General features: G+C 55.6%; 1 protein-coding gene. It reads left to right on the forward strand.

The features are described from left to right. The first annotated feature begins 6 nt into the window (after positions 1-6). A complete protein-coding gene (locus EGM68_RS12485) occupies positions 7-19,707 on the forward strand; it encodes an SDR family NAD(P)-dependent oxidoreductase (RefSeq protein ID WP_165264032.1) in 19,701 nt (6,566 codons plus the stop codon). Positions 19,708-19,743 lie beyond the last annotated feature (36 nt).

The raw sequence follows: 19,743 nt of genomic DNA on the forward strand, positions 1-19,743 counted from the left end.
CTAACCATGACAAAAATGTTGATGTTTGAACCTATATGGTGTGATCAACTCTCTACTTCAAACAAAATTGAATTTGAAAGAATTATTGTTTTGCTCTGCGATCCTGAAAAAGAATTTAAAGAAGATTTATGTGAGTATCTAAAGGAGAAATTATCCTCAGCCTTTAAAAACCACTCTTTCAAAAATACAGTTGACGCGGTGGATTGTTCGCGTATAGATACAACTGAGAACCGCCGGGATCGAATATTTCGGGACTACGCTTTGCAGAGTTTTCAGGTATTAAAAAATGTAATGGAAAGTAAGCCACGGGGGCATATTCTTTTTCAAATTGTTTCAGTGCTTCCACGCCACGCAGAGCAACAATTGCGGGCTGGTTTAACAGGATTATTGCGTACTGCTAAGCTTGAAAATCCAAAAATAGTAGGACAATTTATTGAAATCAATTCGGCATGTTCCGCGGAAAAGTTACTTTCCATTCTAAAAGAGAACAGTCAATATCCTCAGGAACACCATGTTCGGTATGTAGATAATATACGTGAGACGGCTTCTTGGAAGGAGTGTAATGTACAGGACCAAAATCACACGATTGTAGAGCTTAATAACCCCGTCCCATGGAAAGATGGAGGGGTATATTTAATTACCGGAGGAACCGGTGGAATTGGACAGATTCTTTCGCATGAAATAGCGGATACAGTAAAACATCCTACGATTCTGTTGGTCGGTCGCTCTCCTGCTAATAGTGCAAAGGGATTTCTTTCAGAACTGCAGGCTAAGGGGGCTAGAGTAATATATGAAAGCGTAGATATAACTGACTCAAGCTCTATCCAGAAATGGATGAATCTTGTTGTGGAAGAACACGCTCAACTTAATGGAGTTATCCATTGTGCAGGTGTTCATAAAGATAACTTTATTATAAAGAAGGATAGTTCCGAAGTTGATGAAATCATGTCTCCAAAGGTCGCGGGAACAGTGAATTTGGATGAAATAACTAAAGACATGAAGCTGGATTTTTTTCTAATGTTTTCTTCTGCCGCGGGTGCTGTTGGTAGCGTAGGACAGGCCGATTATGCGCTGGCTAATTCTTTTATGGATCGGTACGCAGCTTATCGGAATGAACTTGCCAATAGACAAGAGCGGTATGGTTGGACACAATCTATCAATTGGGCCCTCTGGGAACGTGGGGGAATGAAGGTAGATGATGTAACCAAGCATACGATGAAGGAAACCATGGGAGTAATACCTATGCTTTCAACCTCGGCCATTAAGGCTCTATACGCTGTTATGAAAAGTGAAAAACAGCAAGTGTTATGTGCAGAAGGTGAAGAACAAAAGCTTAGAAATTATATCCTTTGCAATCATGCCGCAAGCAACTTGAAAAATAAAGAACAGGCTTCCTCAAATATAGATAAACAACGATTAAGAATGCAGGTTCAAACTAAGTTAAAAGAATTAATGAGCAAAGAGTTAAAGCTTGAAGCATCCCAAATAGATGTGTTTGAACCTCTGGAAACATACGGTATTGATTCTCTAATTATTATGAGTGCGAACCGAAAGCTTGCTGAAGTATTCGATGATTGCTCAAAGACCCTGTTTTATGAATACAGAACATTACATGAGCTAAGTGAATATTTCACAGAAAATATGACAGACAGTTGCTCTGAGTGGACAGGATTTCTGATAACTACTCAGGATGAAGGGGAATCACAGGATCATACGCAAGTCGAGACACGGAAGTTAAGAGAGAAACCTCTGAAAAAAACAAAAAAAACCAACTCTTTCTTCTATACGTCTTCTCCATTTTCACGGAATAAGTCAAAAGATCCTATTGCTATTATCGGAATAAGCGGGCATTATCCGGAGGCAGACAATTTGGATGAATACTGGAATAACTTAAAAAATGGAAAGGATTGTATTAGTGAGATTCCCACGGACAGATGGACATTGGATGATTTTTATGAACCTGATCCCAATAAAGCACTAGTTGAAGGGAAAAGTTACAGCAAGTGGGGGGGATTCTTGCAAGGATTTTCTAACTTTGATTCCTTGTTTTTTAATATCTCACCTCGTGAAGCCCTCAATATGGATCCTCAGGAGCGCATATTTATCCAGACTTGCTGGGAAGCCCTAGAAGATTCAGGTTATACAAGAGCATTAATTAAGCAACGACATTTTGGAAAAGTCGGAGTATATGCGGGTATTACTAAAACTGGTTTCAGCCTCTATGGACCAACTTTTTGGAGCCAAGGTGATAAATTATTTCCACATACATCATTTAGTTCTGTAGCTAACAGAATATCTTATTTATTAAATTTGAATGGTCCTAGTATGCCTGTTGATACGATGTGTTCGTCCTCCTTAACGGCAATACATCAAGCTTGTCAGCATCTGCATAACGGAGATTGTGAAATGGCAATTGCTGGCGGAGTAAATTTGTATATGCATCCTTCCAATTATATAGAGTTATGCAATGCAAAAATGTTATCAGTAGACGGTAAATGCAAAAGCTTCGGGCAAGGTGCTAACGGATTTGTTCCAGGAGAGGGTGCAGGGGCAGTTATACTGAAGCCTCTATCACGGGCCCTCGCAGATGAGGATCATATTTATGCACTTATCAGTGCAAGTCATATCAATCATGGAGGTAAAACTAACGGTTACACCGTGCCTAATCCTGTTGCCCAAGGGGAACTCATCCGTGAGGCCATGCAAAAAGCGGGGGTTAATGCCCGAGCCATTAGTTACATCGAGGCCCATGGAACAGGAACGGAACTTGGAGACCCTATTGAAATAACGGGGCTTCAGCAAGCGTTTGATAAAGACACGCAGGATACAGATTTTTGTGCAATCGGCTCGGTCAAAACCAATATCGGACATCTTGAGGCTGCAGCTGGAATAGCGGGATTAACCAAAATCGTTCTTCAACTTAAACACAGCCAATTAGTACCTAGTCTGTACGCAGATAAGCTAAATCAGAATATAAATTTCTCTAAAACACCTTTTTTTGTGCAAAAACAACTATCAGAATGGAAAAGGCCGTTACTGAATACTGGAAAGGAATTTCCAAGAATTGCGGGTATTTCTTCCTTTGGCGCTGGGGGCTCCAATGCCCACGTTATTATCGAGGAATATATCCCTAAGGCAGAAAGCAAGTCGGTGTGGACGGTAAGTTCGGAGCAGCCAGCCATCGTGGTGTTGTCCGCACGAAATACGGAGCGGCTACAGGAGCAAGCCGGGCAGTTACTACAGGCGATCGAAGAGACGCAGATACCGGACGAACGCTTAGGGGATTTGGCGTATACCCTGCAAATTGGCCGGGAGCCGATGGAGGCGCGACTGGGATTTCTAGCCAGCTCCATGCACGATCTAAGGGACAAACTAACGGCATATCTGTCGGGCGAAGCCGGGAAAGCGGAACTGTATACGGGTCAAGTCAAGCGCGGCGGGGAAGGCGTGCGCACGTTGACGCTGGATGAGGATATGCACGAAGCGGTGGGGAAATGGATGGAGAAACGCAAGTACGCCAAGCTGCTGGACTGGTGGGCTCGCGGGCTGAATGTGGAATGGAACCAGCTCTACGGAAATATACGTCCACGGCGGATGAGCCTGCCGACCTATCCGTTTGCTCGCGAGCGGTATTGGGTGCCGCAACCCGCTGAACCCCGTGTATTGCCCACTGGAGTGAATCCAGCAGGTGCCCCTGCCCGGGCTGTGCTGCATCCGCTGCTGCAGGAGAATACCTCGGATCTGGCGGGACAGCGGTATAGCAGTACCTTTTGGGGAACGGAGCCCTTCTTGCGCGATCATGTGGTGCAGGGAGCAGCGGTGCTGCCGGGGGTGGCCTACTTGGAGATGGCACGGGCGGCGGTGGAGAGCGCCAGGGGGACGCAAGAGCAGCCTGGGGTGCTGCAGCTCAGCCGGATCGTCTGGTCTCGTCCCCTACAAGTGGAAGGGGACGCGGTACAGGTGGATATCGGGCTGGCGGTGGAGGAAGACGGCCGGATCTGCTATGACATTTACCAAGAAACCGGCGTCTCTGGGGAACCGGTGGTGCACAGTCAAGGACAAGCCCGCTGGCTGGAAGCAAGCGAGATAGCCCGGGTCGACCTGGCAGCTCGTCAGGCCGCCTGCACGCAGGGCGTGATGGAAGGAGCCGCCTGCTACGCGCAGTTTGCCAAGCTCGGGCTGCAGTATGGGCCGACGCACCAAGGGCTGGTGCGCCTGCATCTGGGCGAGGGGGAGGTACTGGCGCACGTGAGACTGCCAGAAGAAGCCCGGGCTACGCAGGCCCTCTACACCTTGCATCCGGCACTGATGGATGCCGTCTTGCAAGGGTGCCTGGGGCTGCAGCTGGCAGCCGGTCAGGGAGCTCCCAAGCCAGAACTGCCGTTTGCCCTGGAGGCTTTGGAAGTGAGACAGGCTTGCCCCGAGGAGGGGTGGGCATGGATCCGCTACAGTGCAGGTAGCGGACCTGAAGCGCGGGTGCGCAAGCTGGATATCGAGGTTTGCGATCCGCAGGGGCAGGTCTGCGTGCGGCTCAGCGGGTTCAGCACCCGGCCGCTGCATGGGGAGAAAACGCAGCTAGGTACCGTCATGGCGGAGCCAGTTTGGCACGCGCAAGAGGTCCCGGCAGCACACGCGCAGCAGGAACCTGAGGAAGCACATCTGGTTCTGCTGTGTGCCCCGCCGAAAAGCGCGTCGCCAGTGGCATGGGCAGCATTGCTAGACTTGCTGCAGACCTCGCCGCAGGTGGTGTGTCACCGCCTGCAGGCCGAGGCACAGCGTCTGGAGCAACGCTACGAGCAATATGCGATGCAAGCGCTGGAACGAATCCAGGAGGTGCTGCGCAGCAAACCACAGCAGCGGGTACTCATTCAAATTGTCTCCGTGGATTCGGAGGTAGAAGAAGCGGGATACGCCGCCTTATGGTCAGGGCTGACAGGCCTGCTGCGCACAGCCCAGCTGGAGCAACCGAAGCTGCGAGGACAGATGATTGAACTGGGACGGCTGTCCACGGGTCAGGAAGGTCTGCAACGGCTGCAGGACAACCGCCGTTGCACGCAAGAAACAGACATCCGCTACCGTGCCGGGGCACGCGAAGTAGCCCGCTGGCAAGTATGCCCGGAACCGACGAGTCCAGAAACGTTACCAACGTTACCTTGGAAAGACGGCGGGGTGTACGTTGTGACGGGCGGAGCTGGAGGCCTGGGGCAGCGGGTGGCGCAAGACATTGCGGCGAAGACGAAGCACCCGATTCTGATCTTGGCCGGTCGCTCACCCGAGTCAGCAGCGGCAGAGCCATTGGCGCAGCTGCGGGCGCAAGGGGCAGAGGCGATCTATGCCCAGCTGGATGTAACCGACGGCCCGGCGGTACACGCCCTGATGAAGCAGATTCAGCAGAAGTATGGAGCGCTGAACGGGGTGATTCACAGCGCTGGAGTGATTGAGGACCAGTATCTTTTGAAGAAAAACGTAGCGGAAGGGAAGCGGGTGCTGGCACCGAAGGTGGCAGGCACCGTGCATCTGGACGAAGCGACGCGCGGCATGAAGCTAGACCTATTCCTGTTGTTCTCGTCGATAGCTGGGGTGCTGGGGAACGCAGGTCAGGCGGACTATGCGATGGCCAATGCCTTTATGGATCGTTATGCGGTATACCGCCAGGAGCGGGTGAAGCAAGGCATAGGACACGGGCGCACGCTATCGCTGAACTGGCCATTATGGGCAGAAGGCGGAATGCAGGTGGACTTGGCTACGCGGCAACGGATGGAGCAGCAGTTAGGCCTGACACCGCTGCGGACGACCACGGGAATAACGCTATTGTATCAAGCACTGGCCGGTACGTCCGCTCGCATAATGGCCGCCGAGGGACGGATAGCACGGCTGCGTACAGTATTGCTCAACGAGAATGCGCCTGAAAGGGCAACGGTGCAGGTGGAGCCTAAGGTAGAGGGAGTAGATTCTATCGCTTTACAGGATGAGGTAGAACACGCCTTGACCCGTCAGATCTCAAACATGCTGAAAGTGAAGCTGGACGAGATTGATCACGAGGGGGAACTGCATGAATACGGATTTGATTCCATCACCCTGACGGAGCTGGCCAATGTGCTGAACCAAACCTATACCCTGGACCTGACGCCAACGATCTTTTTTGAATATGCCACCATCCGAGACTTGGCGGGATATTTGGTGCGGGAGCACCGCGGAGCCCTGTCCCGCAGTTTCGGCGGGATGAGGCAGACCGCAGCTTCGGTTCCAGCTCGTCCAAGCTTCGTAGAGCCACAGGCATATGAGTCCGAAAGCGGCCAACCGCCTGTACGTCTGGCAGGACGGGGGCACCGGACAGGGTTTGCCCCTGCCGCTTCAACCCCTACAGCCCGAGAAGCGATTGCCATTATCGGGATGAGCGGTAAATTTCCCGGTGCCAACAATGTAGACGAGTTGTGGCAAGGTCTGGTCTCAGGTATCGACGGCATCCGGGAAATCCCGGCCGAGCGGTGGGACTGGCGTGCATATTACGGCGACCCGCAGGAAGAAACGAACAAAACTAACATCAAGTGGGGCGGTTTTATGGAGGGGATGGATGAGTTTGATCCCCTGTTCTTCGGTATTTCGCCCCGAGAAGCGGAGCTGATGGATCCGCAGCAGCGGCTGCTGATGACATATGTGTGGAAGGCCATCGAGGATGCCGGCTATGCGGCACAGAGCTTGTCCGGGAGCTCGACAGGCATTTTTGTGGGTACAGGTAGTACAGGCTACCATGAACTGATCGCCCAGTCTCAAGTTGCAATTGAAGGGTATTCTTCCACCGGGAAGGTGCCTTCGGTGGGGCCGAATCGGATGAGCTATTTCCTGAATCTGCATGGGCCGAGTGAACCGATTGAAACAGCCTGCTCCAGTTCCTTGATCGCCGTGCACCGCGCCGTACGGGCTATGCAAGCAGGAGACTGCGCTATGGCCGTGGTGGGCGGTGTGAATACCCTGGTGAGTCCGGCGGACTACATCAGCTTCAATAAAGCAGGCATGCTTAGCGAAGACGGACGGTGCAAAACCTTTTCGGCCGAAGCAAACGGCTATGTGCGAGGCGAAGGGGTGGGGATGATTGTGCTCAAACGGTTGTTCGAAGCAGAACGAGACGGGGATCATATTTACGGGGTAATTCGGGGAACGGAGGAAAATCACGGAGGACGAGCGAACTCGCTGACCGCGCCGAATCCCAAGGCGCAAACCGAACTGCTGAAGTCGGCTTACCGCAAAGCTGGAATTCACCCAGCGACCGTAAGCTATGTGGAGACGCACGGCACCGGAACGCCACTGGGCGATCCGATTGAAATTAGTGGGCTCAAACATGCGTTCGAGGAACTGAGTGAAGAAATGGCCGATCCCGGGCTGGGGAGCGGGACTCCCCAAGTTCGCTGCGGCTTGGGGTCAGTAAAAACCAACATAGGGCATCTGGAGCTGGCAGCAGGCATAGCCGGGGTGATTAAGATCCTGTTGCAAATGAAACACCAAACCTTAAGCAAAACCTTACACTTTGAACGGTTAAATCCATACATTGACTTGCAGGATAGCCCGTTTTATATCGTAGAGGAAACGATGCCTTGGGAAGCACTTACCGATGCCCAGGGACAGGAAATACCGCGCCGGGCGGGGGTGAGTTCGTTTGGATTTGGGGGCTCCAATGCCCACGTTATTATCGAGGAATATATTCCTAAGACAGAGAGCAAGCCGGTGTGGACGGTAAGTTCGGAGCAGCCAGCCATCGTGGTGTTGTCCGCACGAAATACGGAGCGGCTACAGGAGCAAGCCGGGCAGTTACTACAGGCGATCGAAGAGACGCAGATACCGGACGAACGCTTAGGGGATCTGGCGTATACCCTGCAAATCGGCCGGGAACCGATGGAGGCGCGACTGGGATTTCTGGCCAGCTCCATGCACGATCTAAGGGACAAACTAACGGCATATCTGTCGGGCGAAGCCGGGAAAGCGGAACTGTATACGGGTCAAGTCAAGCGCGGCGGGGAAGGTGTGCGCACGTTGACGCTGGATGAGGATATGCACGAAGCGGTGGGGAAATGGATGGAGAAACGCAAGTACGCCAAGCTGCTGGACTGGTGGGTCCGCGGGCTGAATGTGGAATGGAACCAGCTCTACGGAAACATGCGTCCACGGCGGATGAGCCTGCCGACCTATCCGTTTGCTCGCGAGCGGTATTGGGTGCCGCAAACCAGTGAAACCCGTGTACTGTCCGTTGGAGTGGCCCCTGCCCGGGCCGTGCTGCATCCGCTGCTGCAGGAGAATACCTCGGATCTGGCAGGTCAGCGGTATAGCAGTACCTTCTGGGGAACGGAGTCCTTCCTGCGCGATCATGTGGTGCAGGGAGCAGCGGTGCTGCCAGGGGTAGCCTACTTGGAGATGGCACGGGCGGCGGTGGAGAGCGCCAGAGGGACGCAAGAGCAACCTGGGGTGCTGCAGCTCAGCCGGATCGTCTGGTCCCGTCCCCTACAGGTGGAAGGGGACGCGGTACAGGTGGATATCGGGCTGGCGGTGGAGGAAGACGGCCGGATCTGCTATGACATTTACCAAGAAACCGGCGTCTCTGTGGGACCGGTGGTGCACAGTCAAGGACAAGCCCGCTGGCTGGAAGCAAGCGAGATAGCCCGGGTCGACCTGGCAGCTCGTCAGGCCGCCTGCACGCAGGGCGTGATGGAAGGAGCCGCCTGCTACGCGCAGTTTGCCAAGCTCGGGCTGCAGTATGGGCCGACGCACCAAGGGCTGGTGCGCCTGCATCTGGGCGAGGGGGAGGTACTGGCGCACGTGAGACTGCCAGAAGAAGCCCGGGCTACGCAGGCCCTCTACACCTTGCATCCGGCACTGATGGATGCCGTCTTGCAAGGGTGCCTGGGGCTGCAGCTGGCAGCCGGTCAGGGAGCTCCCGAGCCGGAACTGCCGTTTGCCCTGGAGGCTTTGGAAGTGAGACAGGCTTGCCCCGAGGAGGGGTGGGCATGGATCCGCTACAGTGCAGGTAGCGGACCTGAAGCGCGGGTGCGCAAGCTGGATATCGAGGTTTGCGATCCGCAGGGGCAGGTCTGCGTGCGGCTCAGCGGGTTCAGCACCCGGCCGCTGCATGGGGAGAAAACGCAGCTAGGTACCGTCATGGCGGAGCCAGTTTGGCACGCGCAAGAGGTCCCAGCAGCACACGCGCAGCAGGAAGCCGAGGAAGCGCATCTGGTCCTGCTGTGTGACCCGCCGGAAAGCGCGTTGCTCTCTGGTGAGGAAACCGCATGGGCAGCATTGCTAGACTTGCTGCAGACCTCGCCGCAGGTAGTGTGTCACCGCCTGCAGGCCGAGGCACAGCGTCTGGAGCAACGCTACGAGCAGTATGCGATGCAAGCGCTGGAACGAATCCAGGAGGTGCTGCGCAGCAAACCACAGCAGCGGGTACTCATTCAAATCGTCTCCGTGGATTCGGAGGCAGAAGAAGCGGGATACGCCGCCTTATGGTCAGGGCTGGCAGGCCTGCTGCGCACAGCCCAGTTGGAGCAGCCGAAGCTGCGAGGACAGATGATTGAACTGGGACGGCTGTTCACGGGTCAGGAAGGCCTGCAACGGCTGCAGGACAACCGCCGTTGCTCGCAAGAAACAGACATCCGCTACCGTGCCGGGGCACGCGAAGTAGCCCGCTGGCAAGTATGCCCGGAACCGACGAGTCCAGAAACGTTACCAACGTTACCTTGGAAAGACGGCGGGGTGTACGTTGTGACGGGCGGAGCCGGAGGCCTGGGGCAGCGGGTGGCACAAGACATTGCGGCGAAGACGAAGCACCCGATTCTGATCTTGGCCGGTCGCTCACCCGAGTCAGCAGCGGCAGAGCCATTGGCGCAGCTGCGGGCGCAAGGGGCAGAGGCGATCTATGCCCAGCTGGATGTGACCGACGGGCTGGCGGTGCACGCCCTGATGGAGCAGATTCAGCAGAAGTATGGAGCGCTGAACGGGGTGATTCACAGCGCTGGAGTGATTGAGGACCAGTATCTTTTAAAGAAAAACGTAGCGGAAGGGAAACGGGTGCTGGCACCGAAGGTGGCAGGCACCGTGCATCTGGACGAAGCGACGCGCGGCATGAAGCTAGACCTATTCCTGTTGTTCTCGTCGATAGCCGGGGTGCTGGGGAACGCAGGTCAGGCGGACTATGCGATGGCCAATGCCTTTATGGATCGTTATGCGGTATACCGCCAGGAGCGGGTGAAGCAAGGCATAGGACACGGACGCACGCTATCGCTGAACTGGCCGCTGTGGGCGGAAGGCGGAATGCAGGTGGACTTGGCTACGCGGCAACGGATGGAGCAGCAGTTAGGCCTGACACCGCTGCGGACGACCACGGGAATAACGCTATTGTATCAAGCACTGGCCGGTACGTCCGCTCGTATAATGGCCGCCGAGGGACGGGTAGCACGGCTGCATATAGCATTGCTCAACGAAAGGGCAACGGTGCAGGTGGAGCCTAAGGTAGAGGGAGTAGATTCTATCGCTTTACAGGATGAGGTAGAACACGCCTTGACCCGTCAGATCTCAAACATGCTGAAAGTGAAGCTGGACGAGATTGATCACGAGGGGGAACTGCATGAATACGGATTTGATTCCATCACCCTGACGGAACTGGCCAATGTGCTGAATCAAACCTATACCCTGGACCTGACGCCAACGATCTTTTTTGAATATGCCACCATCCGAGACTTGGCGGGATATTTGGTGCGGGAGCACCGCGGAGCCCTGTCCCGCAGTTTCGGCGGGATGAGGCAGACCGCAGCTTCGGTTCCAGCTCGTCCAAGCTTCGTAGAGCCACAGGCATATGAGTCCGAAAGCGGCCAACCGCCTGTACGTCTGGCAGGACGGGGGCACCGGACAGGGTTTGCCCCTGCCGCTTCAACCCCTACAGCCCGAGAAGCGATTGCCATTATCGGGATGAGCGGTAAATTTCCCGGTGCCAACAATGTAGACGAGTTGTGGCAAGGTCTGGTCTCAGGTATCGACGGCATCCGGGAAATCCCGGCCGAGCGGTGGGACTGGCGTGCATATTACGGCGATCCGCAGGAAGAAACGAACAAAACTAACATCAAGTGGGGCGGTTTTATGCAGGGGATGGATGAGTTTGATCCGCTGTTCTTCGGTATTTCGCCCCGAGAAGCAGAGCTGATGGATCCGCAGCAGCGGCTGCTGATGACATATGTGTGGAAGGCCATCGAGGATGCCGGCTATGCGGCACAGAGCTTGTCCGGGAGCTCGACAGGCATTTTTGTGGGTACAGGTAGTACAGGCTACCATGAACTGATCGCCCAGTCTCAAGTTGCAATTGAAGGGTATTCTTCCACCGGGAAGGTGCCTTCGGTGGGACCGAACCGGATGAGCTATTTCCTGAATCTGCATGGGCCGAGTGAACCGATTGAAACGGCCTGCTCCAGTTCCTTGATCGCCGTGCACCGCGCCGTACGGGCTATGCAAGCAGGAGACTGCGCTATGGCCGTGGTGGGCGGTGTGAATACCCTGGTGAGTCCGGCGGACTACATCAGCTTCAATAAAGCAGGCATGCTTAGCGAAGACGGACGGTGCAAAACCTTTTCGGCCGAAGCAAACGGCTATGTGCGAGGCGAAGGGGTGGGGATGATTGTGCTCAAACGGTTGTTCGAAGCAGAACGAGACGGGGATCATATTTACGGGGTAATTCGGGGAACGGAGGAAAATCACGGAGGACGAGCGAACTCGCTGACCGCGCCGAATCCCAAGGCGCAAACCGAACTGCTGAAGTCGGCTTACCGCAAAGCTGGAATTCACCCAGCGACCGTAAGCTATGTGGAGACGCACGGCACCGGAACGCCACTGGGCGATCCGATTGAAATTAGTGGGCTCAAACATGCGTTCGAGGAACTGAGTGAAGAAATGGCCGATCCCGGGCTGGGGAGCGGGACTCCCCAAGTTCGCTGCGGCTTGGGGTCAGTAAAAACCAACATAGGGCATCTGGAGCTGGCAGCAGGCATAGCCGGGGTGATTAAGATCCTGTTGCAAATGAAACACCAAACCTTAAGCAAAACCTTACACTTTGAACGGTTAAATCCATACATTGACTTGCAGGATAGCCCGTTTTATATCGTAGAGGAAACGATGCCTTGGGAAGCACTTACCGATGCCCAGGGACAGGAAATACCGCGCCGGGCGGGGGTGAGTTCGTTTGGATTTGGGGGCTCCAATGCCCACGTTATTATCGAGGAATATATTCCTAAGCCAGAAAGCAAGCCGGTGTGGACGGTAAGTTCGGAGCAGCCAGCCATCGTGGTGTTGTCCGCACGAAATACGGAGCGGCTGCAGGAGCAAGCCGGACAGTTACTACAGGCGATTGAGGAGACACAGATACCGGACGAACGCTTAGGGGATCTGGCGTATACCCTGCAAATCGGCCGGGAGCCGATGGAGGCGCGACTGGGATTTCTGGCCAGCTCCATGCACGATCTAAGGGACAAGCTAACGGCATATCTGTCGGGCGAAGCCGGGAAAGCGGAACTGTATACGGGTCAAGTCAAGCGCGGCGGGGAAGGTGTTCGCACGTTGACGCTGGATGAGGATATGCACGAAGCGGTGGGAAAATGGATGGAGAAACGCAAGTACACCAAGCTGCTGGACTGGTGGGCTCGCGGGCTGAATGTGGAATGGAACCAGCTCTACGGAAATATACGTCCACGGCGGATGAGCCTGCCGACCTATCCGTTTGCTCGCGAGCGGTATTGGGTGCCGCAAACCAGTGAAACCCGTGTATTGTCCGTTGGAGTGGCCCCTGCCCGGGCCGTGCTGCATCCGCTGCTGCAGGAGAATACCTCAGATCTGGCAGGTCAGCGGTATAGCAGTACCTTCTGGGGAACGGAGCCCTTCTTGCGCGATCATGTGGTGCAGGGAGCAGCGGTGCTGCCAGGGGTGGCCTACTTGGAGATGGCACGGGCGGCGGTGGAGAGCGCCAGGGGCGCGCAAGAGCAACCTGGGGTGCTGCAGCTCAGCCGGATCGTCTGGTCCCGTCCCCTACAAGTGGAAGGGGACGCGGTACAGGTAGATATCGGGCTGGCGGTGGAGGAAGACGGCCGGATCTGCTATGACATTTACCAAGAAACCGGCGTCTCTGGGGAAACGGTGGTGTACAGTCAAGGACAAGCCCGCTGGCTGGAAGCAAGCGAGATAGCCCGGGTCGACCTGGCAGCTCGTCAGGCCGCCTGCACGCAGGGCGTGATGGAAGGAGCCGCCTGCTACGCGCAGTTTGCCAAGCTCGGGCTGCAGTATGGGTCGACGCACCAAGGGCTGGTGCGCCTGCATCTGGGCGAGGGGGAGGTACTGGCGCACGTGAGACTGCCAGAAGAAGCCCGGGCTACGCAGGCCCTCTACACCTTGCATCCGGCACTGATGGATGCGGTCTTGCAAGGGTGCCTGGGGCTGCAGCTGGCAGCCGGCGAGGGAGCTCCCGAGCCGGAACTGCCGTTTGCCCTGGAGGCACTGGAAGTGAGACAGGCTTGCCCCGAGGAGGGATGGGCATGGATCCGCTACAGTGCAGGCAGCGGACCTGAAGCGCGGGTGCGCAAACTGGATATCGAGGTTTGCGATCCGCAGGGGCAGGTCTGCGTGCGGCTCAGCGGGTTCAGCACCCGGCCGCTGCATGGGGAGAAAGCGCAGCTAGGTACCGTCATGGCGGAGCCAGTTTGGCATGCGCAGGAGGTCCCGGCAGCACACGCGCAGCAGGAACCTGAGGAAGCACATCTGGTTCTGCTGTGTGACCCGCCGGAAAGCGCGTCACTCCCTGGAGAGGAAACCGCATGGGCAGCATTGCTAGACTTGCTGCAGACCTCGCCGCAGGTGGTGTGTCACCGCCTGCAAGCCGAGGCACAGCGTCTGGAGCAACGCTACGAGCAGTATGCGATGCAAGCGCTGGAACGAATCCAGGAGGTGCTGCGCAGCAAACCACAGCAGCGGGTACTCATTCAAATCGTCTCCGTGGATTCGGAGGCAGAAGAAGCGGGATACGCCGCCTTATGGTCAGGGCTGACGGGCCTGCTGCGCACAGCCCAGTTGGAGCAGCCGAAGCTGCGAGGACAGATGATTGAACTGGGACGGCTGTCCACGGGTCAGGAAGGTCTGCAACGGCTGCAGGACAACCGCCGTTGCACGCAAGAAACAGACATCCGCTACCGTGCCGGGGCACGCGAAGTAGCCCGCTGGCAAGTATGCCCGGAACCGACGAGTCCAGAAACGTTACCAACGTTACCTTGGAAAGACGGCGGGGTGTACGTTGTGACGGGCGGAGCTGGAGGCCTGGGGCAGCGGGTGGCGCAAGACATTGCGGCGAAGACGAAGCACCCGATTCTGATCTTGGCCGGTCGCTCACCCGAGTCAGCAGCGGCAGAGCCATTGGCGCAGCTGCGGGCGCAAGGGGCAGAGGCGATCTATGCCCAGCTGGATGTAACCGACGGCCTGGCGGTACACGCCCTGATGAAGCAGATTCAGCAGAAGTATGGAGCGCTGAACGGGGTGATTCACAGCGCTGGAGTGATTGAGGACCAGTATCTTTTGAAGAAAAGCGTAGCGGAAGGGAAGCGGGTGCTGGCACCGAAGGTGGCAGGCACCGTGCATCTGGACGAAGCGACGCGCGGCATGAAGCTAGACCTATTCCTGCTGTTCTCGTCGATAGCCGGGGTGCTGGGGAACGCAGGTCAGGCGGACTATGCGATGGCCAATGCCTTTATGGATCGTTATGCGGTATACCGCCAGGAGCGGGTGAAGCAAGGCATAGGACACGGACGCACGCTATCGCTGAACTGGCCGCTGTGGGCGGAAGGCGGAATGCAGGTGGATATGGCCACGCGGCAACGGATGGAGCAGCAGTTAGGCCTGACACCGCTGCGGACGACCACGGGAATAACGCTATTGTATCAAGCACTGGCCGGTACGTCCGCTCGTATAATGGCCGCCGAGGGACGGGTAGCACGGCTGCATATAGCATTGCTCAACGAAAGGGCAACGATGCAGGTGGAGCCTAAGGTAGAGGGAGTAGATTCTATCGCTTTACAGGATGAGGTAGAACACGCCTTGACCCGTCAGATCTCAAACATGCTGAAAGTGAAGCTGGACGAGATTGATCACGAGGGGGAACTGCATGAATACGGATTTGATTCCATTACCTTGACGGAACTGGCCAATGTGCTGAATCAAACCTATACCCTGAACCTGACGCCAACGATCTTTTTTGAATATGCCACCATCCGAGACTTGGCGGGATATTTGGTGCGGGAGCACCGCGGAGCCCTGTCCCGCAGTTTCGGTGGGATGAGGCAGACCGCAGCTTCGGTTCCAGCTCGTCCAAGCTTCGTAGAGCCACAGGCATATGAGTCCGAAAGCGGCCAACCGCCTGTACGTCTGGCAGGACGGGGGCACCGGACAGGGTTTGCCCCTGCCGCTTCAACCCCTACAGCCCGAGAAGCGATTGCCATTATCGGGATGAGCGGTAAATTTCCCGGTGCCAACAATGTAGACGAGTTGTGGCAAGGTCTGGTCTCAGGTATCGACGGCATCCGGGAAATCCCGGCCGAGCGGTGGGACTGGCGTGCATATTACGGCGATCCGCAGGAAGAAACGAACAAAACTAACATCAAGTGGGGCGGTTTTATGCAGGGGATGGATGAGTTTGATCCGCTGTTCTTCGGTATTTCGCCCCGAGAAGCAGAGCTGATGGATCCGCAGCAGCGGCTGCTGATGACATATGTGTGGAAGGCCATCGAGGATGCCGGCTATGCGGCACAGAGCTTGTCCGGGAGCTCGACAGGCATTTTTGTGGGTACAGGTAGTACAGGCTACCATGAACTGATCGCCCAGTCTCAAGTTGCAATTGAAGGGTATTCTTCCACCGGGAAGGTGCCTTCGGTGGGACCGAACCGGATGAGCTATTTCCTGAATCTGCATGGGCCGAGTGAACCGATTGAAACGGCCTGCTCCAGTTCCTTGATCGCCGTGCACCGCGCCGTACGGGCTATGCAAGCAGGAGACTGCGCTATGGCCGTGGTGGGCGGTGTGAATACCCTGGTGAGTCCGGCGGACTACATCAGCTTCAATAAAGCAGGCATGCTTAGCGAAGACGGACGGTGCAAAACCTTTTCGGCCGAAGCAAACGGCTATGTGCGAGGCGAAGGGGTGGGGATGATTGTGCTCAAACGGTTGTTCGAAGCAGAACGAGACGGGGATCATATTTACGGGGTAATTCGGGGAACGGAGGAAAATCACGGAGGACGAGCGAACTCGCTGACCGCGCCGAATCCCAAGGCGCAAACCGAACTGCTGAAGTCGGCTTACCGCAAAGCTGGAATTCACCCAGCGACCGTAAGCTATGTGGAGACGCACGGCACCGGAACGCCACTGGGCGATCCGATTGAAATTAGTGGGCTCAAACATGCGTTCGAGGAACTGAGTGAAGAAATGGCCGATCCCGGGCTGGGGAGCGGGACTCCCCAAGTTCGCTGCGGCTTGGGGTCAGTAAAAACCAACATAGGGCATCTGGAGCTGGCAGCAGGCATAGCCGGGGTGATTAAGATCCTGTTGCAAATGAAACACCAAACCTTAAGCAAAACCTTACACTTTAAACGGTTAAATCCATACATTGACTTGCAGGATAGCCCGTTTTATATCGTGGAGGAAACGATGCCTTGGGAAGCACTTACCGATGCCCAGGGACAGGAAATACCGCGCCGGGCGGGGGTGAGTTCGTTTGGATTTGGGGGCTCCAATGCCCACGTTATTATCGAGGAATATATTCCTAAGACAGAGAGCAAGCCGGTGTGGACGGTAAGTTCGGAGCAGCCAGCCATCGTGGTGTTGTCCGCACGAAATACGGAGCGGCTACAGGAGCAAGCCGGGCAGTTACTACAGGCGATCGAAGAGACGCAGATACCGGACGAACGCTTAGGGGATCTGGCGTATACCCTGCAAATCGGCCGGGAACCGATGGAGGCGCGACTGGGATTTCTGGCCAGCTCCATGCACGATCTAAGGGACAAACTAACGGCATATCTGTCGGGCGAAGCCGGGAAAGCGGAACTGTATACGGGTCAAGTCAAGCGCGGCGGGGAAGGTGTGCGCACGTTGACGCTGGATGAGGATATGCACGAAGCGGTGGGAAAATGGATGGAGAAACGCAAGTACGCCAAGCTGCTGGACTGGTGGGTCCGCGGGCTGAATGTGGAATGGAACCAGCTCTACGGAAACATGCGTCCACGGCGGATGAGCCTGCCGACCTATCCGTTTGCTCGCGAGCGGTATTGGGTGCCGCAAACCAGTGAAACCCGTGTACTGTCCGTTGGAGTGGCCCCTGCCCGGGCCGTGCTGCATCCGCTGCTGCAGGAGAATACCTCGGATCTGGCAGGTCAGCGGTATAGCAGTACCTTCTGGGGAACGGAGTCCTTCCTGCGCGATCATGTGGTGCAGGGAGCAGCGGTGCTGCCAGGGGTAGCCTACTTGGAGATGGCACGGGCGGCGGTGGAGAGCGCCAGAGGGACGCAAGAGCAACCTGGGGTGCTGCAGCTCAGCCGGATCGTCTGGTCCCGTCCCCTACAGGTGGAAGGGGACGCGGTACAGGTGGATATCGGGCTGGCGGTGGAGGAAGACGGCCGGATCTGCTATGACATTTACCAAGAAACCGGCGTCTCTGGGGAACCGGTGGTGCACAGTCAAGGACAAGCCCGCTGGCTGGAAGCAAGCGAGATAGCCCGGGTCGACCTGGCAGCTCGTCAGGCCGCCTGCACGCAGGGCGTGATGGAAGGAGCCGCCTGCTACGCGCAGTTTGCCAAGCTCGGGCTGCAGTATGGGCCGACGCACCAAGGGCTGGTGCGCCTGCATCTGGGCGAGGGGGAGGTACTGGCGCACGTGAGACTGCCAGAAGAAGCCCGGGCTACGCAGGCCCTCTACACCTTGCATCCGGCACTGATGGATGCCGTCTTGCAAGGGTGCCTGGGGCTGCAACTGGCAGCCGGTCAGGGAGCTCCCGAGCCAGAACTGCCGTTTGCCCTGGAGGCTCTGGAAGTGAGACAGGCTTGCCCCGAGGAGGGGTGGGCATGGATCCGCTACAGTGCAGGTAGCGGACCTGAAGCGCGGGTGCGCAAGCTGGATATCGAGGTTTGCGATCCGCAGGGGCAGGTCTGCGTGCGGCTCAGCGGGTTCAGCACCCGGCCGTTGCACAAAGAAAGAACTGTGGAACACGCGAATAGTGAGAGTTTGAACACATTGAAGCAGCCAGATATGGCTTCTTCAGCCGTAACAGCAGAGCCGATCATGCTAACTCCAGTTTGGGAAACGTTTCAACCAGAGTTTTACCAAGACAGCCTCCCACCAAGCGGTCGCCTGGTTATTATCGGAGAGGACGCCACGCGCTTACAGTCTTTTCTCAACCATTATCCGGATGCGTATAAACTGCAGCTCCACAGTGGACATACCATTGAGGATATAAGTCAGGAGTTAGAGGCGTTGGGCAGCATTGATCATCTGGTGTGGATCGGCCCTGCTTATAACCCAGCTCAGCTAGTGGATGCATCTATTATCTCGGATCAGGAAAAAGGGGTTATGCTCGTATTTAGAATCATTAAAAGCCTTCTGCAAGCTGGCTACGGAAGCCGTCCGTTACACTGGACGCTTATCACTCAACAGGCGCAGCCGGTGCATATGTATGATGCGGTTAACCCAGCTCATGCTAGTTTGCACGGTCTGATGGGATCAGTAGCCAAGGAATACGCCCGCTGGAATATAAAGGTTCTGGATATGGAAACGAAAGAAGAATGGCCACTGGAAGAGATGATGGTTACATCCTCCCAACCATACGAGGGCGTGTGGATTTGTAGGGAAGGAGATTGGTTTCGGCGCGAACTGATTCCTGTTAGCATGTCTGTCCCAGAGAATACGAAACTGCGCTTGGGAGGTGTGTATGTGGTGATTGGCGGAGCCGGGGGCATCGGTACAGTGTGGAGTGAGTATATGATCCGCACTTATCAAGCGCAAATTATTTGGATTGGACGGCGTCCACAGAATGAGGAAATCGTTCACCAGATACAGCGGTTGTCGAAGCTAGGTCCGGCGCCAACCTATATAACAGTGGATGCAGCAGATGAAGTCGGTCTGGCACAGGCCTGTCGCCAAATCAAGGAGCGCTACGGAAATATTCACGGGGTGGTACATTCGGCCATCGTGCTTTGTGACAAGTCAATTAGCTATATGGAGGAGGAGCGATTCCGCACAGGATTACAGGCTAAAGTAGATGTCAGTGTTCAGTTGGCGCAGGTTTTTGGAGGAGAAGAACTAGACTTTATGCTTTTTTTCTCATCAATGAATTCTTTTCTTCAGGCAGCAGGCCAGAGCAATTATGTGGCGGGTTGTGTATTTGAGGATGCTTTCGCACACCAGTTGTCCTTAGAAAGAGGTTGCACAGCCAAGGTGGTAAATTGGGGTTATTGGGGAAGCATCGGGGTTGTAGCATCAGAGGAGTATCAGAAAATAATGTCTACTCAGGGCTGGGGGTCAATTGAACCGCAAGAAGCCATGAAAGTTATTGAAGCATTACTTGCTGGAAATCTGAACCAGATCGCATTTCTTAAAGCACACCAGAAGTTGGCGATTGAAGGGGTAGCTTGGGAAAAATCACTTGTTTTGTTATAAGCAGAAATCTTCAATGAATTCATACATTCCAGCAGA

This window comes from Paenibacillus sp. M-152 (genome assembly GCF_003856555.1).
Taxonomy (GTDB): Bacteria; Bacillota; Bacilli; order Paenibacillales; family Paenibacillaceae; genus Paenibacillus; species Paenibacillus polymyxa_C.